Source organism: Pseudomonas sp. Z18(2022) (assembly GCF_036346535.1).
GTDB classification, from domain to species: Bacteria; Pseudomonadota; Gammaproteobacteria; order Pseudomonadales; family Pseudomonadaceae; genus Aquipseudomonas; species Aquipseudomonas yamanorum_A.
The window spans coordinates 131,480-152,106 of record NZ_JAOTOA010000007.1; the positions used below are offsets into that span (position 1 = coordinate 131,480).

The following is a 20,627-nucleotide window of genomic DNA, read 5'->3' on the forward strand; positions in this document are numbered from 1 at the left end:
CCCAGCGGCATCTCTGAAGGTAAGTCTGGTTTATCCAGGCGTCACGGAGATGCTCGCTGGGCGCGCTCGTTTTTGAGCTTCCGATAATTTCAACAAGCGAGGAGGACCGCCATGGGCGTGACCAATCGGTTGGCCTGTTACTCCGACCCCGCCGACCACTATTCCCACCGAGTACGCATCGTGCTCGCAGAGAAGGGTGTCAGCGCAGAGATCATTACTGTGGAGGCGGGTCGTCACCCACCGAAACTGATCGAAGTGAACCCTTACGGCAGCTTGCCCACCCTGGTCGATCGTGACCTGGCGTTGTGGGAGTCAACCGTGGTGATGGAATACCTGGATGAGCGTTATCCCCATCCGCCGTTGTTGCCGGTGTATCCGGTGGCGCGTGCCAACAGCCGCCTGCTGATCCATCGGATCCAGCGTGACTGGTGTGGCCTGGTGGACCTGATTCTGGATTCACGCAGTAAAGAAGCGGCCCGGGTTCAGGCACGCAAGGAATTGCGCGAGAGCCTGACCGGTGTTTCGCCGTTGTTTGCCGACAAACCTTTTTTCCTCAGCGAGGAACAAAGTCTGGTGGATTGCTGCCTATTACCCATACTCTGGCGCTTGCCGATTTTGGGCATAGAACTGCCGCGGCCTGCCAAGCCGCTGCTTGACTACATGGAGCGCCAGTTTGCGCGTGAGGCTTTCCAGGCGAGTCTGTCTGGCGTCGAACGCGATATGCGCTAAGGCTTAAGGAGCCGTTGATGAACTCCAGTCGACCTTACCTGGTCCGCGCGCTCTATGAGTGGATAGTGGACAACGATTGCACCCCGCACATGCTGGTCAATTCCGAGTTTCCCGCGGTTCAGGTACCGCAAGGTTTTGCCAGTGACGGACAAATCGTCCTGAACGTTTCACCCAGTGCTGTGCGTCACCTGCACATGGACAATGAAGCGGTCAGCTTCGAAGGGCGTTTCGGCGGTGTGCCGCATACGCTGTTCGTGCCCATCGGCGCCATCCTCGGGATTTACGCCCGGGAAAATGGCCAGGGCATGGTGTTTGATCTGGAGTCGTCCCTTGAGGATGACGAAGCGATCGAGCTCGAAGGCGAAGATGATGTACCGCCGCCGGATTCCGAGCCACCGCGCCCAAGCGGTCGGCCGAGTCTGAAAGTGGTGAAGTAACAAGACGCCAGCCCTCGGGCCAGTGTTGAAAATGCCTCGGCAATGCCGGGGCATTTTTTTGCCTGGTGAAAACCCCGGCGGTTATAGATGAAAGTCATGACGCAACGGTGATCGTACAACCGCCATGGGCTATCATGCGTACTTCTGATCGCCGAGATAGATGATTCATCATGGAAAACGCCAGCGCCGCCCCTCGTCATCCCCGCAAGCGCCGCAGCCTTGCCCAGGAATTGGTCACGGTGTTGTCCGAGCAGATCCGCGACGGCCAACTCAAACGTGGCGACAAGCTGCCCACCGAGTCGGCGATCATGGATGCCCATGGGGTCAGCCGCACCGTGGTGCGTGAAGCCATCTCGCGATTGCAGGCGGCGGGGCAGGTGGAAACCCGCCATGGCATCGGCACCTTTGTGCTGGATACGCCGAGTCCCAGCGGCTTCCGGATCGACCCGGCCACTGTTGTTACGCTGCGTGATGTTCTGGCGATCCTCGAACTGCGGATCAGCCTGGAAGTGGAGTCTGCCGGCCTTGCTGCCCAGCGTCGCAGCGAAGAGCAATTGGCAGGCATGCGCGCAGCCCTCGATGCCCTGAACGAAAGCGCGGCCCGCGCTGGTGATGCGGTGGCGTCGGACTTCCAGTTCCATCTGCAGATTGCCCTGTCCACCGGCAACCGCTACTTCACCGACATCATGACCCACCTGGGCACCAGCATTATTCCGCGCACACGGTTGAACTCGGCGCGCCTGGCCCATGATGACCAGCAGCACTACATGAGCCGCCTGAGCCGCGAACACGAAGAGATCTATGAGGCGATCGCTCGCCAGGACTCGGATGCGGCGCGGGCGGCCATGCGTTTGCACCTGACCAACAGCCGTGAGCGGCTGCGCCATGCTCATGAAGAGGCTGAAGCGCAGCGCGGTTAATTCCAGCCTGGAAGGCTTGGAAGCTCATTGTGGCGAGGGAGCTTGCTCCCGTTGGGCCGCGCAGCGGCCCCAAAACCATTCCCCCGAGTTCTGTCTGAAAGAACCCCGTGTTCTCGCTGGGGCTGCTTCGCAGCCCAACGGGAGCAAGCTCCCTCGCCACAGGTTAATGCACAAGGCTTAACTCATGTCGTTCAGGCCGGCTGATTCGGCTTGTAGTCCTTGAGCAGCAGGTACGTACTCCAGCCCCACCAGTCATTGGTCCACTGCTTGTCGTTCAGGTTGTTGACGTCCTTGCGCCGCAGCACCTTGTCGCCTTCAGCCTTGAATAGCGGTGAAAAGTTGTTCGCCGGGTTTTGCGCGGCATTCAGGTCCGGCACATACAACGGCGCCTTGAAGTTGGCCGGCGAGGGCGCCACGCCGCTGATAAACGTTTCGAAGATTTCGTCGGCCGAGGCCTGCACGGCACGTTTGACCATGGCCCGGTTGGCCGCATCGTTGCTGTCGAAATAGCGTTTATCCCCGTAGGCGTGCCACTGTTCGCCCAAGGCGTTGCGCACATTGAGCCCGAACTTGCTGTCTTCATCGTGCATGAAGCGGCTGATCAGCGAGCCCAGTTCACCCGGGGTCACCACTGCCGCCAGTTGCTTGCGCGGTACCCGCAGGTGGCCGGCGGAAAACAGATCGGTCAAAAAGTGATCAGCGAAGCTGTTCATGGCGTAGGCCAGTTCCAGCGCCTGATCGGTGCCGGTCTGATGGGCCACGACTGCTTGTTGCAGCGCCGCAGTATGGCCCGCCAGATAGGCCGCCAACGCCCACTCGCCGAAGTGGTCGGCATTGTCTGCTGCCAGTTTCAGGTAGCGCCCCAGCGGAATCAGCGCCGACACGGCACTGCCGCCGCCGGTGATGCGGTTCCACTCTTCGGACAGTGTGTCACCCAGCGCGTCATAGGCTTCATGGGGCTGCTTGCCGTCCTTGATCGCCTGGTTGACCGCGTTGATCTCCTTTTGCATCACCGCCAGGATCTTGCCCGCTTCCTCCCGTGATGCCGGGAGTACCGCCAGCGAGTTGAAGGCGTCGGTAAAGCGCTGCACGCGATCAGCGGGCGATGCACCTTCGTTGATGGGGCGCCCGGGAATTCCGTAGAAATCGCCGCCCAGGGCGATGATCTGGCCATAGCTCAGGGCCAGGCCGTTGGGCAGGTGCAATTCAACCTGGCGCGCAGGAATCGCTGGGGCGTCCTTGACGAAGCGCAACAGGGTGTCGTCGCCGATGGCGGTGTGTTCGCCCCCTTCAAAACGCAGGGTGGGTGGCTTTTTTACAGGTGTGGCGAGTTCAAGACCTGACATGTTAGCTCCTTGCTATGTCGTAGGAATCTTCCGTAATAACTGTACGTATATACAGTTAAATCGAGCATAGAGGAGAAATTTCCTACGTCAAGGGAGGCGTATACAAATCCCGAACCGGTAGAAGGTCGATGAATTGCAGTTGACGAATATTTTTATAGTTGTACGATGACGTACGACATCAAGATAACCATCCGCAATCTCACAACAGAAAGTCTTCGCCCAGGGTGTTCGAATAATGAATCCACAAGAACTGAAGTCCATCCTCTCTCACGGTCTGCTGTCTTTCCCGGTGACCGATTTCAATGCCCAGGGTGATTTCCACCAGGCGGGCTACATCAAGCGTCTGGAATGGCTGGCCCCTTATGGCGCCACGGCCTTGTTCGCCGCTGGCGGCACCGGTGAGTTTTTCTCCCTGGCGGCCAGCGAATATTCGCAAGTGGTGAAAACCGCGGTTGATACCTGCGCCACCAGCGTGCCGATTCTTGCCGGTGTCGGCGGTGCCACCCGCCAGGCCATCGAGTACGCCCAGGAAGCCGAACGTCTTGGCGCCAAAGGCCTGCTGCTGCTGCCGCACTACCTGACCGAAGCCAGCCAGGACGGGGTTGCCGCCCACGTTGAAGCGGTGTGCAAGTCGGTCAAGATCGGTGTAGTGGTCTACAACCGCAACGTCTGCCGCCTGACCGCGCCGCTGCTGGAACGCCTGGCCGAGCGCTGCCCGAACCTGATCGGCTACAAGGACGGCCTGGGTGACATCGAATTGATGGTGTCGATCCGCCGTCGCCTCGGTGACCGTTTCAGCTACCTGGGCGGCTTGCCGACTGCAGAGGTTTACGCCGCGGCCTACAAGGCCCTGGGCGTGCCGGTGTACTCCTCGGCGGTGTTCAACTTCATTCCGAAAACCGCGATGGATTTCTACCACGCCATTGCCCGGGAAGATCACGCCACCGTCGGCAAGATCATCGACGACTTCTTCCTGCCGTACCTCGATATCCGTAACCGCAAGGCCGGTTACGCCGTGAGCATCGTCAAGGCCGGGGCGAAAATCGTCGGTTATGACGCAGGCCCCGTGCGTACGCCGCTGACCGATCTGCTGCCGGAAGAATACGAAGCCCTGGCCGCGCTGATCGACAAGCAAGGCGCGCAATAACCCATCACCAAGGCCGCTGAGTAATCAGCGGCTTTTTGCGTCAGGAGAGCATTCGTGTCCCAAGCCAAGCGTTTTGAAAACTACATCGGTGGCCAATGGGTTGCCGGCGCCGACTATTCGGCCAACCTCAATCCGTCGGAGTTGTCTGATGTCATTGGCGAATACGCCAAGGCGGATCTTGCCCAAGTCCACGCCGCCATTGACGCTGCGCGGGCTGCATTCCCGGCGTGGTCCACGTCCGGCATCCAGGCCCGTCATGACGCCCTGGATAAAGTCGGCACCGAAATCCTCGCCCGCCGCGAAGAGCTCGGCACCCTGCTGGCCCGGGAAGAGGGCAAGACCCTGCCCGAAGCCATCGGCGAAGTGACCCGCGCCGGCAACATTTTCAAATTCTTCGCCGGTGAATGCCTGCGCCTGTCCGGCGACTACCTGCCGTCGGTGCGCCCGGGCGTCAATGTCGAAGTGACCCGCGAAGCCTTGGGCGTGGTTGGCCTGATCACGCCGTGGAACTTCCCGATTGCCATTCCTGCCTGGAAAATCGCCCCGGCCCTGGCCTACGGCAACTGCGTGGTACTCAAGCCGGCCGAACTGGTCCCGGGTTGCGCCTGGGCCCTGGCCGAAATCATCTCCCGCGCCGGCTTCCCCGCCGGTGTGTTCAACCTGGTGATGGGCAGCGGCCGTGTGGTCGGTGATGCCATGGTCAACAGCCCGAAAGTCGACGGCATCAGCTTTACCGGCTCGGTGGGTGTGGGTCGTCAGATCGCGGTCAACTGCGTGTCGCGCCAGGCCAAGGTGCAGTTGGAAATGGGCGGCAAGAACCCGCAGATCATTCTCGACGACGCCGACCTCAAGCAAGCCGTCGAGCTCTCGGTGCAAAGCGCGTTTTACTCCACCGGCCAGCGTTGCACCGCTTCCAGCCGCTTTATCGTGACCGCCGGGATTCACGACCAGTTCGTCGCGGCCATGGCCGAGCGGATGAAGTCGATCAAGGTCGGCCACGCCCTGAAAACCGGCACCGACATCGGCCCGGTGGTTTCCCAGGCGCAGCTGGACCAGGACTTGAAGTACATCGACATCGGCCAGAGCGAAGGTGCCCGGTTGGTCAGCGGTGGTGAACTGGTGACCTGCGACACCGAAGGCTACTTCCTCGCGCCGACGCTGTTTGCCGACAGCGAAGCCGCGATGCGCATCAGCCGTGAAGAAATCTTCGGCCCGGTGGCCAACGTAGTGCGCGTGGCGGATTACGAGGCGGCGCTGGCGATGGCCAACGACACCGAGTTTGGCCTGTCGGCGGGTATCGCCACCACGTCGCTGAAGTACGCCAACCACTTCAAGCGTCATTCCCAGGCCGGGATGGTGATGGTCAATCTGCCGACTGCCGGTGTGGATTACCACGTTCCATTCGGTGGCCGTAAGGGTTCATCCTACGGTTCGCGTGAGCAAGGTCGCTATGCGCAAGAGTTCTACACCGTGGTGAAAACCAGCTACATCGGTTCGTAACGGCTGCACCCTGTGGCGGGTCCGTGCCCGCCACAGGCTTACAATTTGATTACCCGCAAAAAAAATAATTAGTGGGAGTACATTTTCATGCAAGCGACCAAGCCGACCCATGTCCGCTATTTGATCCTGCTCATGCTGTTCCTGGTGACCACGATCAACTACGCCGACCGGGCGACCATTGCCATTGCGGGCTCCAGCCTGCAGAAAGACCTCGGCATTGACGCCGTCACCCTCGGTTATATCTTCTCCGCATTCGGTTGGGCCTACGTGGCCGGGCAAATTCCCGGCGGCTGGCTGCTGGACCGGTTCGGTTCGAAAAAAGTCTACGCCCTGAGCATCTTCACCTGGTCACTGTTCACCGTGCTGCAAGGCTATGTCGGTGAGTTCGGTGTCTCCACCGCTATCGTTGCGCTGTTCATGCTGCGGTTCCTGGTGGGCCTGGCTGAAGCGCCATCTTTCCCCGGAAATGCCCGCATCGTGGCGGCCTGGTTTCCTACGGCTGAACGCGGTACGGCCTCGGCCATCTTCAACTCGGCGCAGTATTTCGCCACCGTGTTGTTTGCGCCGCTGATGGGCTGGATCGTCTACACCTTCGGCTGGCAGCACGTGTTCGTGGTGATGGGCGGCATCGGCATTGTGTTCTCGCTGATCTGGCTGAAAGTTATCCACAGCCCGCGCCAGCACCCGATGATCAATGAGGCTGAGTTCCAGCATATTGCGGCCAACGGCGCCATGGTCGACATGGACCAGGACAAGGGCAAAGACAAGAAAACCGACGGCCCGAAGTGGGATTACATCCGTCAGTTGCTGACCAACCGCATGATGCTCGGCGTGTACCTGGGCCAGTACTGCATCAACGGCATTACCTATTTCTTCCTGACCTGGTTCCCGGTGTACCTGGTTCAGGAGCGCGGCATGACCATCCTCAAGGCCGGCTTTATCGCCTCGTTGCCAGCGATCTGCGGTTTTATCGGCGGCGTATTGGGCGGGGTGATTTCCGACTACCTGCTGCGCAAGGGCCATTCCCTGACCTTCGCCCGCAAGGCGCCGATCATTGGCGGCCTGCTGATTTCCAGTAGCATCGTGGCGTGCAACTACGTGGACATCGAATGGATGGTGGTGGGCTTCATGGCCCTGGCCTTCTTCGGTAAAGGCGTTGGCGCACTGGGTTGGGCGGTTGTTTCCGACACCTCGCCGAAACAAATCGCAGGGCTGAGTGGCGGTTTGTTCAATATGTTCGGCAACCTGGCGTCCATCAGCACACCGATAGTGATCGGCTACATCATCAGCACCACCGGCTCCTTCAAATGGGCCCTGGTGTTCGTCGGTGCCAATGCCCTGCTGGCAGTGTTCAGCTACCTGGTGATCGTCGGCCCGATCAAGCGTGTGGTGCTTAAAGAGCCGCCGGCCAACGGCCCTGAGCTGACTAAACTTTCCCAAGCGCATTCCTGAAGGGGCCCGCGTCATGCAGTTGATTGAACATGCCGATTCGCCACGCTCCATCCGTTTGCACGCGCTGGATAACGTGGTGATTGTGGTCAACGACCAGGGCGTACCGGCGGGGACCGAGTTTCCCGACGGCCTGGTGACGGTGGATTTCATTCCCCAAAGCCACAAGGTCACCCTGGAAGACATCCCCGAAGGCGGTCGGATCATTCGCTACGGCCAGACCATCGGGTACGCCTTGCACCCGATTCCCCGCGGCAGTTGGGTCCAGGAAGATCAACTGCGCATGCCCACGGCGCCGCCTCTGGACAGCTTGCCGCTGTCCACCGAGGTGCCCGAGGCCCAGGCACCGCTGGAAGGGTTCACCTTCGAGGGTTATCGCAACGCTGACGGCACCGTGGGCACGCGCAATATCCTCGGCATCACCACCACGGTGCAGTGCGTCACCGGGGTGCTGGACCATGCGGTGAAACGCATCAAGGACGAGTTGCTGCCCAAGTACCCCAACGTCGATGACGTGGTGGCGCTGACCCACAGCTACGGCTGCGGCGTGGCGATCACGGCTACCGACGCCTACATCCCGATTCGCACCGTGCGCAATCTGGCACGCAACCCGAACCTGGGCGGTGAGGCCCTGGTGATCAGCCTCGGTTGCGAGAAATTGCAGGCCGGCCAGGTGATGCATGAAAACGACAGCTCGGTTGATCTGAGTGAGCCGTGGCTGTATCGGTTGCAGGATTCCAGCCACGGCTTTACCGAAATGATCGAACAGATCATGGAATTGGCCGAAACCCGCCTGAAGAAACTCGACCTGCGCCGGCGGGAAACGGTACCGGCGTCGGAGTTGATCCTCGGTATGCAGTGCGGTGGCAGCGATGCATTCTCCGGGATCACCGCCAACCCGGCGCTGGGTTATGCCTCGGATCTGCTGCTGCGGGCGGGCGCGACGGTGATGTTTTCCGAAGTGACCGAAGTACGTGATGCTATCTACCTGCTGACCTCCCGCGCCGAGAATCAGGACGTGGCCCGGGAGCTGGTGCGGGAAATGGATTGGTACGACCGTTACCTGGCCAAGGGCGAGGCGGATCGCAGCGCCAACACCACGCCGGGCAACAAGAAGGGCGGGTTGTCGAATATTGTCGAGAAGTCGCTGGGGTCTATCGTCAAGTCGGGCAGCAGTGCGATCAATGGGGTGCTCGGCCCGGGCGAACGGTTCAATCGCAAGGGCCTGATTTTTTGCGCGACGCCCGCCAGTGACTTTGTGTGCGGCACGTTGCAGTTGGCGGCGGGGATGAACCTGCATGTGTTCACCACCGGGCGTGGCACGCCCTATGGGTTGGCGATGGCGCCGGTGGTGAAGGTCTCGACGCGTACCGAGCTGGCGCAGCGCTGGCCGGACCTGATTGATATCGACGCCGGGCGGATTGCCACCGGGCGGGCGACGATTGAAGAGCTGGGCTGGGAGCTGTTCCACTTCTATCTGGATGTGGCCAGCGGCAAGAAACAGACGTGGGCGGAGCAGCACAAGCTGCACAATGACATTACGTTGTTCAACCCGGCGCCGATTACCTGAGACAGATGCGCACTGTGTGGGAGCTGGCTTGCCTGCGATAGCGGTGAGCCAGTCAACAATGATGTTTGCTGTACCGACGCCATCGCAGGCAAGCCAGCTCCCACATTTGATCGGTGTGCTCCAGACGAACCCGCGCCAGGTGGCTTATCATTAGCCACCTACCGACGCTCACCCAAGGTTCTCCCCGGCATGCTGGCAATCTTCCTACAAACCCTGAATATCACCGCGCCGGTGTTTGCCATGCTGTTCCTGGGCGTCCTGCTCAAGCGCATCAACTGGATCAACGACAACTTTATCCACACCGCCTCGTCCCTGGTGTTCAACGTCACCATGCCGGCCTTGCTGTTCCTCGGGATTCTCCACGCCGACCTGCATTCAGCCCTCAAGCCGGGCCTGCTGATCTATTTTGCCGTCGCCACGCTGCTGAGCTTTGCCCTGGCCTGGGGCTGGGCGATCTTTCGTTGCCCACGGGAAGACCGCGGCATCTATGCCCAGGGCGCGTTTCGCGGTAACAACGGTGTGATCGGCCTGGCACTGGCGGCCAGCATGTACGGCGACTACGGGATTTCCCTGGGCGCGGTGCTCGCCGCGTTGGTGATCCTGTTCTACAACACCCTGTCGACCATTGTGCTGGCGGTGTACAGCCCGGTGATCAAGTCCGACCCGTGGAGCATCTTCAAGAGTGTGCTGGCCAACCCGTTGATCATCAGCGTGATCGTGGCCGCGCCCTTCGCGTATTTCCAGATTGGCTTGCCCGGCTGGCTGGAATCGTCCGGGCAGTATCTGGCGGACATGACCTTGCCGTTGGCATTGATCTGTATCGGCGGCACTTTGTCGCTGGCGGCATTGCGCAAAAGCGGCGACATGGCCTTGAGTGCCAGCCTGATGAAGATGATCTGGCTGCCGGTGCTGGCCACCCTTGGCGCGTGGCTGCTGGGGTTCCGCGGGCCGGAGCTGGGGATTCTGTTCCTGTATTTCGGCGCACCCACGGCAGCGGCCAGTTTTGTCATGGCGCGGGCGGCGGAGGGCAATCATGAGCTGGCGGCCGCGATTATCGTGATCACCACCTTGATGGCGGCGGTGACCACGAATATCGGGATCTTCGTGTTGCAGGCGGGCGGTTGGATCTAGGCGTCTTTCTGGTAGCTGTCGATCACTTCCTGAGCCGCGCGGAAGGCATCAATCGCCGCCGGCACGCCGGCATACACCGCGCAATGCAGCAGCGCCTCGCGAATCTCCTCCACGGTGCAACCGTTGTTCAGCGCGCCGCGCACGTGGCCCTTGAGTTCCTGCGGGCACTTGAGGGCGGTCAAGGCGGCGAGGGTGATCAGGCTGCGGGTTTTCAGCGGCAGGCCTTCACGATTCCACACACTGCCCCAGGCATGTTCGTTGACGAAATCCTGCAGTGGCTGGCTGAACTCGGTGGCATTGCCCAGCGCTCGATCGACAAACACATCACCCATTACCTGGCGGCGCATTTCAACGCCGGGTTTTTTCTGTTCGGTCATTGCGATTCCCTCTTGTGTTGGCGGCGCCAGGCTTGCAGCGAAGTGAACAACAGGAAAGCCACCAGCGCTGGCAGGACGTAATACAGCATCAGTTGTTCAAGCTTGGTGGCCAGCGGCATGCCGAAGGTGAACGACACCACATGCAGCCCATACACCAGGTACAACCCCAGGAACACCAGGCCTTCGGCGCGGGTGACCCGGTAGCCCGAATAAAACACCGGCAGGCACAGGGCAGCCACGCCGAGCATTACCGGCAGGTCGAAATCCAGGGCGTTGGGCGATACTGACAGCGGCGAGGGCGCCACCAGCGCGGTAAAACCCAGCACGCCAAGCAGGTTGAACAGGTTGCTGCCGATCACGTTGCCCACGGCAATTTCCCGCTGGCCGCGCAGGGCGGCGATCAACGAGGTGGCGAGGCACGGCAGGGAAGTGCCGACGCCAATCAGCGTCAGGCCGATGATGCGTTCCGACAGGCCAAGGTCCTCGGCCACGTCCACCGCGGCGCCCAGCAACAGGTGCCCGGCCAGGACGAGGATCAACAGGCCGCCGATCATCAGCAATACGCTGCTCAGCCAAGGTGCCTGCACTACGGTGTGAATGGTGCGGGGGCGGCGGGAGTGACGGGTCTGGTACAGCAGCACGCCGAGGTAGGCCACCAGGGCCGCCAGCAGTAACAAGCCGTCGGCCGGCGTCAGCTCTTCGTTGGCGGCGAGCACGAACACCAGCAGGCTGGCGAAAATCATCACCGGGATATCCAGGCGCACCAGTTGTCGCGAGACCCGCAACGGAATGATCAGGGCCGCCAGGCCAAGGGTGACGAGGGTGTTGAAGATGCTGCTGCCGATCACACTGCCCACGGCGATGTCGGTGTTGTCCGCGAGGGTGGCTTGCAGGCTGATGGCTATCTGCGGCGCGCTGCTGCCGAAGGCGACGATGCTCAGGCCGATGATCAGTGGCCGCACCTTGAGGCTGGCGGCCAGGCGCACGGCGGCGCGCACCAGGACTTCGGCGCCGATGATCAACAGCAGCAGGCCGCTGATCAGTTCGATCACGCTAAAGAGCGAGAGGGCGGTTAATCCGAAAATGGCCTGGGCTCCGTGGGTCAGTTGCTGAGGGCTTGCACGCGAACGCGTGCGGTGCCGCTGCTGATCATTCCCAGCTGTTCGGCGGCTTTGCGTGACAGGTCGATCAGGCGCCCACGGGTGTGCGGGCCGCGGTCGTTGATGCGGACAATGACGCTTTTGTCGTTGTCGAGGTTGGTGACCTTCACCTGCGTGCCGAAGGGCAGGCGACGATGGGCGGCGGTCAGGGCATTCTGGTTGAACGGTTCACCGCTGGCAGTACGATTGCCGTGGTGTTTGGCGCCGTAGTAGGAGGCGGTGCCGGTTTCGTCGTAGCCGTTGGGGTCGATGAGGCCGCTGGCGCAGCCGGCGAGCAGTGAGAACAGGGCCAGCAGGCCGAGTAGACGCTTCATTCAAGGTGTCCCCGAAAGTGATGTGGAAACCGGCTTAATGTGGGAGCCGGGCTTGCCCGCGATGCAAGCGCCTCGGTCTTTCAGGTGCACCGAGGTGATGCTATCGCAAGCAAGCCAGCTCCCACACAAGCCGGCTCCCGCAGTGAGACGACCGCGATCAGCCTTCGAGTTTGCTTTTCAGCAGTTCGTTGACCTGTTGCGGGTTGGCCTTGCCTTTGGAGGCTTTCATCGCCTGGCCGACAAAGAAGCCGAACATCTTGCCGCGCTTGGCTTCATCCGCTGCACGGTATTGTTCAACCTGTTCGGCGTTGGCTGCCAGCATCTCGTCGAGCACGGCCGAAATCGCGCCGCTGTCGGTGACTTGCTTCAGGCCGCGCTTCTCGATGATCTCGTCAGCATTGCCTTCGCCTGCGGCCATGGCTTCAAACACAGTCTTGGCGATTTTGCCGGAGATGGTGTTGTCCTTGATCCGCAGCAGCATGCCGCCCAATTGCTCGGCCGACACCGGTGCTTCGTCGATTTCCAGGCCCTGTTTGTTCAACAGGCTGCCCAGCTCAACCATCACCCAGTTGGCCGCCAGTTTGGCGTCGCCGGCAATGCTCACGACTTTTTCGAAGTAGTTGGCTTGCTCGCGGCTCGAGGCCAATACGCTGGCGTCGTACACCGAAAGACCGAACTGCTCCTGGAAGCGCTCGCGTTTTTGCGGCGGCAGCTCCGGCAGGGTGGCGCGCACGTCAGCCAGGAACGAGTCCTCGATGACCACCGGCAACAGGTCCGGGTCGGGGAAGTAACGGTAGTCGTTGGCTTCCTCCTTGCTGCGCATGGCGCGGGTTTCGTCTTTGTTCGGGTCGTACAGGCGGGTCTGCTGGATTACCTTGCCGCCGTCTTCGATCAGCTCGATCTGGCGACGCACTTCGGTGTTGATCGCCTTCTCGATGAAACGGAACGAGTTGACGTTCTTGATCTCGCAGCGCGTGCCGTACTCGGCCTGGCCTTTTGGCCGCACCGACACGTTGCAGTCGCAACGCAGGGAGCCTTCGGCCATGTTGCCGTCGCAAATCCCCAAGTAACGTACCAGCGCGTGGATCGTCTTGACGTAGGCCACGGCTTCCTTGGCGCTGCGCATGTCCGGCTCGGACACGATCTCCAGCAACGGCGTGCCGGCGCGGTTCAGGTCGATGCCGGTGGCGCCGTTGAATTCTTCATGCAGGCTCTTGCCGGCATCTTCTTCCAGGTGCGCGCGGGTCACGCCGACACGTTTGATGGTGCCGTCTTCCAGCGGGATGTCCAGGTAGCCCTTGCCGACGATCGGCAATTCCATCTGGCTGATCTGGTAGCCCTTGGGCAGGTCCGGGTAGAAGTAGTTTTTACGGGCGAACACGTTGTGCTGGCCGATTTCGGCATCGATGGCGAGGCCGAACATCACCGCCATGCGCACCGCTTCCTGGTTCAGCACCGGCAGTACGCCGGGCATGCCCAGGTCTACGAGGCTGGCCTGGGTGTTGGGCTCGGAGCCGAACGTGGTGGCGCTACCGGAGAAAATCTTCGATTGGGTGGCGAGCTGGGTATGAATCTCCAGCCCGATCACGACTTCCCATTGCATAGTGTTCTCCTCAGAAGCCGGTAGGGGTGCGAGTGTGCCAGTCAGTGTTCAACTGGTACTGGTGCGCCACATTGAGCAGGCGGCCTTCCTGGAAATACGGGGCGAGCAGTTGCACGCCCACCGGCAAACCGTCGACGAAACCTGCAGGCATGGACAAGCCCGGCAGCCCGGCGAGGTTGGCGGTGATGGTGTACAGGTCTTCCAGGTACTCGGCGATCGGGTCGCCGGTCTTGGCGCCGATCTTCCAGGCCGGGTTCGGCGTGGTTGGGCCGAGGATCACGTCGACTTCATTAAAGGCAGCCATGAAGTCGTTCTTGATCAGGCGACGGATCTTTTGCGCCTTGAGGTAGTACGCGTCGTAGTAACCGGCGGACAGGGCGTAGGCACCGACCATGATCCGGCGTTGTACTTCCACGCCGAAACCTTCGCCGCGGGAGCGCTTATAAAGGTCGGTGAGGTCTTTCGGGTTTTCGCAGCGGTAGCCGAAACGCACGCCGTCGAAACGCGACAGGTTGGAGGACGCTTCTGCCGGGGCAATCACGTAGTAGGCAGGAATCGCGTGCTGGTTGTTCGGCAGGCTGATTTCCTTGATCACGGCGCCGAGCTTTTCCAGCGCCTTGACGCTGTTGTGCACCAGTTCGGCGATGCGCGGGTCGAGGCCGGCGCTGAAATACTCTTTTGGCACGCCGATGCGCAGGCCTTTGATCGAGGTATTCAGGCTGGCGCTGTAGTCCGGCACGGGTTCATCGATGCTGGTGGAGTCCTGCGGATCGAAGCCTGCCATGCCTTGTAACAATATTGCGCAGTCTTCAGCCGTGCGTGCCAGAGGGCCGCCCTGATCGAGACTGGAGGCGTAGGCAATCATGCCCCAGCGGGAAACGCGACCGTAGGTCGGTTTCAAACCGGTGAGGTTGGTGAAAGCGGCCGGCTGGCGGATCGAACCGCCGGTATCGGTGGCCGTGGCGGCAGGTAACAGACGAGCGGCAACCGCTGCGGCCGAACCACCGGACGAACCGCCGGGCACGTGCTCAAGGTTCCACGGGTTTTTCACCGCGCCGTAGTAGCTCGACTCGTTGGCCGAGCCCATGGCGAATTCGTCCATGTTGGTCTTGCCCAGGGTCACGGCCCCGGCAGCAGCCAGCTTGGCGACCACGGTGGCGTCATAGGGCGCCTTGAAGTTGTCGAGCATCTTCGAGCCGCAGCTGGTGCGAATGCCTTGGGTGCAGAACAGGTCTTTGTGGGCAATCGGCGCACCCAACAGGGCGCCGTTCTCACCGTTGGCGCGACGGGCGTCGGCGGCCTTGGCCTGGCTCAGGGCCAGCTCTTCGGTGAGGCTGATGAAGCTGTTGACCTTCGGGTCCAGCTCGGCGATACGCGCCAGCAGGGTCTTGGTCAGCTCTTCGGAAGAAAACTTTTTGTCGGCGAGACCGCGGGCGATCTCGGCCAGAGTCAATTGATGCATTGCAGGCTCTTTCCCTTTAGTCGATGACTTTCGGAACCAGGTACAGGCCGTTTTCGACCGCTGGCGCGATGGACTGGTAGGCCTCGCGATGATTGCGCTCGGTCACGACGTCGGCGCGCAGGCGCTGGCTGGCTTCCAGCGGGTGAGCCAGGGGCTCGATGCCGTCGGTGTTCACGGCTTGCATTTGGTCGACCAGCCCGAGAATGCTGTTCAGGGCTGCAGTGGTCTGTGGAAGATCGGCTTCATTGAGGCCCAGGCAGGCCAGATGAGCGATTTTTTCCACGTCGGAGCGTTCAAGCGCCATGGGATTCTCCAGTGGAAAACAGAACGGAAGCTATCCGTGTGTTAGATTGTAGGAACACTACCGCATTTCTACGGTCATATGGCCGCGATTGTGGGGGTTGGTGCACAGAAAGTCGGCCAATTTAGCACATTGGCGCCTTGCCCAAAATCCCTGTCGTTGTTAGAGTTTGCCGCACTTTTTTACCCACGCGTTGCCTAGGGTCCCTTTCCCATGTTCAAGAAACTGCGTGGCATGTTTTCCAGCGATCTTTCCATCGACCTGGGCACTGCCAACACCCTTATTTACGTGCGCGAGCGCGGTATCGTCCTGAATGAGCCATCGGTTGTGGCTATTCGGACCCATGGTAATCAGAAAAGTGTCGTTGCCGTTGGCACCGAGGCCAAGCGCATGCTTGGCCGAACACCGGGCAACATTGCTGCCATTCGTCCGATGAAGGATGGCGTGATTGCCGACTTCAGCGTCTGCGAAAAGATGCTGCAGTACTTCATCAACAAGGTTCACGAAAACAGCTTCCTGCAGCCCAGCCCTCGTGTGCTGATCTGCGTTCCGTGCAAGTCCACCCAGGTGGAGCGTCGTGCCATCCGTGAATCGGCCCTTGGTGCCGGTGCCCGTGAAGTGTTCCTGATCGAAGAGCCAATGGCTGCTGCGATCGGTGCCGGCCTGCCGGTTGAAGAAGCCCGCGGTTCGATGGTGGTGGATATCGGTGGTGGTACCACTGAAATCGCCCTGATCTCCCTCAATGGTGTGGTGTATGCCGAATCCGTACGGGTTGGCGGCGACCGCTTCGACGAAGCGATCATCACCTACGTGCGCCGTAACTACGGCAGCCTGATCGGCGAATCCACCGCCGAGCGCATCAAGCAGGAAATCGGTACCGCTTACCCAGGCGGCGAAGTTCGCGAAGTGGATGTTCGCGGTCGCAACCTGGCCGAAGGCGTTCCACGTGCCTTCACCCTGAACTCCAATGAAGTGCTGGAAGCTCTGCAAGAGTCCCTGGCCACCATCGTTCAGGCTGTGAAGAGCGCCCTGGAGCAATCGCCTCCGGAACTGGCTTCCGATATCGCCGAGCGTGGCCTGGTACTGACCGGTGGTGGCGCCTTGCTGCGCGACCTCGACAAGTTGCTGGCCCAGGAAACCGGTCTGCCAGTGATCGTCGCTGAAGACCCGCTGACCTGCGTCGCCCGTGGCGGTGGTCGTGCACTGGAAATGATGGATAAACACACCATGGACCTGCTCTCCAGCGAATAAGATTTTGCTGGTTGGCCCATGCTTCGCCAACAGGCAGCACTTTGCAGTGCTGCCTGTTGGCGTTTATCTTCTTCAATCTGCATCCAGGCCGGTTTGATGCCGTATGAATAAAGAAAACATTTGCCCGGGAGGAGCGGCTTATTAAACCGCTTTTCTCCAAAGGCCCCTCATTGGGCGTGCGCCTGTTGGTGCTGGTCGTGCTATCGGTTGCGCTGATGGTGGTCGATGCCCGCTTCACACTGCTCAAGCCAGTGCGTAGCCAGATGTCGCTGGTCCTGATGCAGACTTACTGGATCACTGACCTGCCGCAGCGTCTTTACCAGGGTGTGGCCAGCCAATTTGGCAGCCGTACCGAGCTGGTGGCCGAAAACGAAAAACTCAAGACCGAAAACCTGCTGCTGCAGGGGCGCATGCAAAAGCTGGCGGCCCTCACCGAGCAGAACGTTCGGCTGCGCGAGTTGCTCAATTCTTCCGCGCTGGTCAACGAGAAGGTCGAAGTGGCCGAGTTGATCGGTATGGACCCGAACCCCTTCACCCATCGCATCATCATCAACAAGGGTGAGCGCGACGGCGTGGTCCTTGGCCAGCCGGTGCTCGATGCCCGTGGCTTGATGGGCCAAGTGGTGGAGTTGATGCCTTATACGTCCCGCGTCCTGCTGCTCACCGACACCACCCACAGTATCCCGGTGCAAGTGAACCGCAATGGCTTGCGGGCGATTGCCAGCGGTACGGGTAACCCGGAACGCCTGGAACTGCGCCACGTTGCAGACACCGCCGACATCAAGGAAGGCGACCTGCTGGTCAGTTCCGGCCTGGGTCAGCGGTTCCCGGCAGGCTACCCGGTCGCGACGGTCAAGGAAGTGATCCACGACTCCGGCCAGCCGTTCGCCATTGTGCGCGCCGTGCCGACTGCCGCGTTGAACCGCAGCCGCTACCTGCTGCTGGTGTTCAGCGACAACCGCACCCCGGAAGAGCGCGCCAACGACGCCGCCCAGGCCCAGGAAGCGGAAGACAAGCAAAACGGCACTGCGCCGATCATTCCGGCCACCGTGCCAAAGCCGGCTGTACCTGCCGCCCCGGCTGCCGCTCCGGCAACCCCAGCCGCGCCTGTCGCAACCCCGGCCAAACCGGTGGCCCATAGCGCGCGTCCGGCCAAGCCTGCGGCTGCAACACCTGCCGCTGCCAAACCGCCCGCCGCCGCCAAGCCACCGGCAGCGGCCCCGGCAACCACTCGGCAGAGGGAAGAATAATGGCCGGTACTCATTCGCGTAACGGCTGGATCGTCTGGCTGACCTTTGCCATCGGCTTGCTGCTCAGCGTTTCGCCGTTGCCGCAATTCATGGAAATCCTGCGTCCGTTGTGGCTCGCCTTGCTGCTGGCCTTCTGGTCTCTGGCGTTGCCCCACAAGGTCGGGATGGTCACGGCCATGTGCCTGGGGCTGATGGAAGACGTGCTTTACGGCACGCTGCTGGGCCAGAACGCGCTGATCCTGACCCTGATTACTTTCCTGGTGTTGTCGTTGCAGCAGCGCCTGCGCATGTTCCCCATGTGGCAACAGTGCCTGGTGATCCTGGTGATCTTCGGCCTGGCGCAGTTGGTGCAGCTGTGGCTCAGTGCCTTGACCGGCAACCGCCAACCGACCCTGGCGCTGGTATTGCCCGCCCTGGTCAGTGCGCTGTTGTGGCCCTGGATCAGTTTCGGCCTGCGTGGGTTGCGTCGTCGCTATAAAATCAATTGAATGGATCGCGAGGCTCTGCCTGGTTATCGAACCCAACAGGGAGAGTCTGCATGAATTCGCTTTATCTGGCCTCGGGCTCTCCGAGGCGACGTGAACTGCTGACCCAGATCGGTGTGCCGTTCACCGTCGTCAGCGCCGCCATTGATGAAACTCCTCTTACCAATGAATCGCCTGCGTCCTACGTAGAGCGCCTGGCGCGCGGCAAGGCTGCGGCCGGTCGTGCGGCCTTGGCCGATGCGGCTGGCACCTGCGTGCTGGGCGCCGACACCGCGGTCATCCTCGATGGCCAAATCCTCGGTAAACCCGTGGGTCAGGCCGACGCCCAGGCCATGTTGCTGGCCCTTTCTGATCGTGAACATGAAGTTCTGACGGCTATTGCCCTGATTGACGGCCAGCGTTGCGAAACGCGGCTGATCAGCAGCCGCGTGCGCTTTCGCAAGATTTCAGCGGATGAAGCCACCACTTATTGGCACAGCGGCGAGCCCCAGGACAAAGCGGGCGGCTATGCTATCCAAGGCTTGGCGGCGGTGTTCGTCGCCGGACTCAATGGCAGCTACTCTGCCGTCGTTGGCCTGCCTGTCTGCGAAACCGCAGAACTGCTGGGCCAATTCGGCATACCCTGTTGGCAAAACCTTACCGTGCGCTAAACGCCGTATTCCAGCGCCAAGCCTTAAGCGATCGGTCACTATTGTGAAAACGCCTGAACGAGACCCAGCCATGAGTGAAGAGATTCTGATCAATATCACGCCGATGGAATCGCGCGTGGCGGTGGTAGAGAACGGTGTTCTGCAAGAAGTGCACGTCGAGCGCACCCAAAAGCGCGGGATCGTCGGCAATATCTATAAAGGCAAAGTCGTGCGTGTGTTGCCGGGGATGCAGGCGGCTTTCGTCGACATCGGCCTGGACCGCGCCGCGTTTATCCATGCTTCGGAAATCTCCCTGCGCGAAGGCCCGGCGGTTGAAAGCATCAGCGCCCTGGTGCACGAAGGGCAAAGCCTGGTGGTGCAAGTCACCAAGGACCCGATTGGCTCCAAAGGCGCGCGCCTGACCACGCAACTGTCGATTCCTTCGCGTTACCTGGTGTACATGCCACGCACGGCCCACGTTGGCATCTCCCTGAAGATCGAAGACGAAGCCGAGCGCGAGCGCCTGAAAAAGGTGGTCAGCGACTGCGTTGCGCTGGAAGGCATCAAGGAAGCCGGAGGTTTCATCCTGCGTACCGCCGCAGAAGGCGCCGGCGCCGATGAAATCCTTATGGACATCCGCTACCTGCGTCGCCTCTGGGATCAGATTGGCGCGCAGATCAAGACCATCGGCGCACCCAGCGTGATCTATGAAGACCTCGGCCTGGCCTTGCGCACCTTGCGCGATCTGGTCAGCCCGAAGATCGAGAAAATTCGCATCGACTCGCGGGAAACCTTCCAGCGCACCACGCAATTTGTTGCCGAGCTGATGCCGGAAATCGCCGACCGCCTGGAGCACTACCCGGGCGAACGGCCGATATTCGACCTGTATGGCGTCGAAGACGAAATCCAGAAAGCCCTCGAGCGCAAAGTGCCGCTCAAGTCCGGCGGCTACCTGGTGGTGGACCCGGCGGAAGCCATGAGCACCATCGACGTCAACACCGGCGCTTTTGTAGGCCATCGCAACCTCGAAGAAACCATCTTCAAGACCAACCTCGAAGCCGCCACCGCGATTGCGCGCCAGCTGCGCCTGCGCAACCTGGGCGGGATCATCATTATCGACTTCATCGACATGGAAGACGAAGAGCACCAGCGCCAGGTGCTGCGTACCCTGGAGAAGCAACTGGAGCGCGACCACGCCAAGACCAACATCATTGGCATTACCGAGTTGGGCCTGGTGCAGATGACCCGCAAGCGCACCCGCGAAAGCCTGGAGCAAGTGCTGTGCGAGCCGTGCAGCAGTTGCCAGGGGCGCGGCAAGTTGAAGACCCCGGAAACGGTTTGCTACGAGATTTTCCGGGAAATCTTACGGGAGGCGCGCGCCTACCAGGCCGAGGGTTATAGAGTCCTGGCTAACCAGAAGGTGGTCGACCGACTGCTGGATGAAGAGTCCGGCAACGTGGCCGAGCTGGAGGGTTTTATCGGGCGCACCATTCGCTTCCAGGTCGAAACCATGTATTCCCAGGAACAATATGACGTGGTGCTGCTCTGATTCGCGTTAGCTCTTAT

General features: G+C 61.0%; 20 protein-coding genes. 13 read left to right on the forward strand and 7 right to left on the reverse strand.

Translation table 11 applies throughout. From position 1 onward, the window contains the following. The first annotated feature begins 111 nt into the window (after positions 1-111). From V3W39_RS16885 to V3W39_RS16895, 3 genes are all read left to right on the forward strand, one after another. Complete coding sequence (locus V3W39_RS16885) at positions 112-729, forward strand: glutathione S-transferase N-terminal domain-containing protein (RefSeq protein WP_010170749.1); 618 nt, start codon at positions 112-114, stop codon at positions 727-729. A 17-nt stretch (positions 730-746) separates the two neighbouring features. Next, a complete protein-coding gene (locus V3W39_RS16890; protein ID WP_003216051.1) occupies positions 747-1,166 on the forward strand; it encodes a ClpXP protease specificity-enhancing factor in 420 nt (139 codons plus the stop codon). Positions 1,167-1,336: 170 nt separating this feature from the next. Next, positions 1,337-2,086 carry a FadR/GntR family transcriptional regulator gene (locus tag V3W39_RS16895; RefSeq protein ID WP_177043426.1) on the forward strand — a complete coding sequence of 250 codons (750 nt, stop codon included), beginning with the start codon at positions 1,337-1,339 and terminating at the stop codon, positions 2,084-2,086. A gap of 191 nt (positions 2,087-2,277) precedes the next feature. On the opposite strand, the gene V3W39_RS16900 is transcribed toward V3W39_RS16895, so the two are convergent. Further along, positions 2,278-3,432 carry a phospholipase gene (locus V3W39_RS16900; protein ID WP_330212992.1) on the reverse strand — a complete coding sequence of 385 codons (1,155 nt, stop codon included), beginning with the start codon at positions 3,430-3,432 and terminating at the stop codon, positions 2,278-2,280. Between the two features lie 235 nt (positions 3,433-3,667). Between V3W39_RS16900 and kdgD the strand changes: the two genes are divergently transcribed. The 5 genes from kdgD (at position 3,668) to V3W39_RS16925 (ending at position 10,229) form a co-directional block, all read left to right on the forward strand. Further along, positions 3,668-4,579, forward strand: a complete 912-nt coding sequence (gene kdgD, locus V3W39_RS16905) for a 5-dehydro-4-deoxyglucarate dehydratase (protein WP_003216058.1) — start codon at positions 3,668-3,670, stop codon at positions 4,577-4,579. Between the two features lie 54 nt (positions 4,580-4,633). Continuing rightward, positions 4,634-6,079, forward strand: a complete 1,446-nt coding sequence (locus tag V3W39_RS16910; RefSeq protein ID WP_177043428.1) for an aldehyde dehydrogenase family protein — start codon at positions 4,634-4,636, stop codon at positions 6,077-6,079. An 87-nt stretch (positions 6,080-6,166) separates the two neighbouring features. Next, positions 6,167-7,531 carry an MFS transporter gene (locus V3W39_RS16915; RefSeq protein ID WP_177043429.1) on the forward strand — a complete coding sequence of 455 codons (1,365 nt, stop codon included), beginning with the start codon at positions 6,167-6,169 and terminating at the stop codon, positions 7,529-7,531. 13 nt (positions 7,532-7,544) lie between these two features. Continuing rightward, positions 7,545-9,098, forward strand: coding sequence for a galactarate dehydratase (gene garD, locus V3W39_RS16920; protein WP_177043430.1), 1,554 nt, complete (start codon positions 7,545-7,547; stop codon positions 9,096-9,098). Between the two features lie 189 nt (positions 9,099-9,287). Further along, complete coding sequence (locus tag V3W39_RS16925; protein WP_177043431.1) at positions 9,288-10,229, forward strand: AEC family transporter; 942 nt, start codon at positions 9,288-9,290, stop codon at positions 10,227-10,229. On the opposite strand, the gene V3W39_RS16930 is transcribed toward V3W39_RS16925, so the two are convergent. The 6 genes from V3W39_RS16930 to gatC all read right to left on the reverse strand — a co-directional run bounded on the left by V3W39_RS16930 (position 10,226) and on the right by gatC (position 15,449). Beyond that, positions 10,226-10,606: a carboxymuconolactone decarboxylase family protein gene (locus tag V3W39_RS16930; RefSeq protein WP_003216068.1), complete on the reverse strand. Its 381-nt coding sequence runs from the start codon at positions 10,604-10,606 to the stop codon at positions 10,226-10,228. The genes V3W39_RS16925 and V3W39_RS16930 overlap by 4 nt on opposite strands. Continuing rightward, the gene (locus V3W39_RS16935) at positions 10,603-11,658 is read right to left on the reverse strand and encodes a calcium/sodium antiporter (protein ID WP_177077916.1); all 1,056 of its coding nucleotides are present in this window, start codon (positions 11,656-11,658) and stop codon (positions 10,603-10,605) included. Before V3W39_RS16935 ends, V3W39_RS16930 begins: the two co-directional genes overlap by 4 nt. Positions 11,659-11,708: 50 nt before the next feature. After that, positions 11,709-12,080 (reverse strand): septal ring lytic transglycosylase RlpA family protein, encoded by a 372-nt coding sequence (locus V3W39_RS16940; protein ID WP_177043433.1) that lies wholly within the window; start codon positions 12,078-12,080, stop codon positions 11,709-11,711. Positions 12,081-12,237: 157 nt separating this feature from the next. After that, positions 12,238-13,683, reverse strand: a complete 1,446-nt coding sequence (gene gatB / locus V3W39_RS16945; protein ID WP_010170723.1) for an Asp-tRNA(Asn)/Glu-tRNA(Gln) amidotransferase subunit GatB — start codon at positions 13,681-13,683, stop codon at positions 12,238-12,240. Positions 13,684-13,693: 10 nt separating this feature from the next. After that, a complete protein-coding gene (gene gatA, locus V3W39_RS16950) occupies positions 13,694-15,145 on the reverse strand; it encodes an Asp-tRNA(Asn)/Glu-tRNA(Gln) amidotransferase subunit GatA (RefSeq protein ID WP_177043434.1) in 1,452 nt (483 codons plus the stop codon). A gap of 16 nt (positions 15,146-15,161) precedes the next feature. Continuing rightward, positions 15,162-15,449, reverse strand: a complete 288-nt coding sequence (gatC, locus tag V3W39_RS16955) for an Asp-tRNA(Asn)/Glu-tRNA(Gln) amidotransferase subunit GatC (RefSeq protein WP_032860102.1) — start codon at positions 15,447-15,449, stop codon at positions 15,162-15,164. Between the two features lie 210 nt (positions 15,450-15,659). Here gatC and mreB point away from each other — a divergent pair, with 210 nt between their 5' ends. From mreB to rng, 5 genes are all read left to right on the forward strand, one after another. Next, positions 15,660-16,697, forward strand: a complete 1,038-nt coding sequence (gene mreB / locus V3W39_RS16960) for a rod shape-determining protein MreB (RefSeq protein WP_002555108.1) — start codon at positions 15,660-15,662, stop codon at positions 16,695-16,697. A 140-nt stretch (positions 16,698-16,837) separates the two neighbouring features. After that, positions 16,838-17,947: a rod shape-determining protein MreC gene (mreC, locus tag V3W39_RS16965; protein ID WP_177043518.1), complete on the forward strand. Its 1,110-nt coding sequence runs from the start codon at positions 16,838-16,840 to the stop codon at positions 17,945-17,947. Next, a complete protein-coding gene (gene mreD, locus V3W39_RS16970) occupies positions 17,947-18,435 on the forward strand; it encodes a rod shape-determining protein MreD (protein ID WP_177043435.1) in 489 nt (162 codons plus the stop codon). Before mreC ends, mreD begins: the two co-directional genes overlap by 1 nt. A gap of 50 nt (positions 18,436-18,485) precedes the next feature. Next, entirely contained in the window at positions 18,486-19,082 is a 597-nt protein-coding gene (locus tag V3W39_RS16975) for a Maf family protein (RefSeq protein WP_177043436.1), read from the forward strand. A 70-nt stretch (positions 19,083-19,152) separates the two neighbouring features. Beyond that, positions 19,153-20,610, forward strand: a complete 1,458-nt coding sequence (gene rng, locus V3W39_RS16980) for a ribonuclease G (protein ID WP_003216085.1) — start codon at positions 19,153-19,155, stop codon at positions 20,608-20,610. Positions 20,611-20,627: the final 17 nt, after the last annotated feature.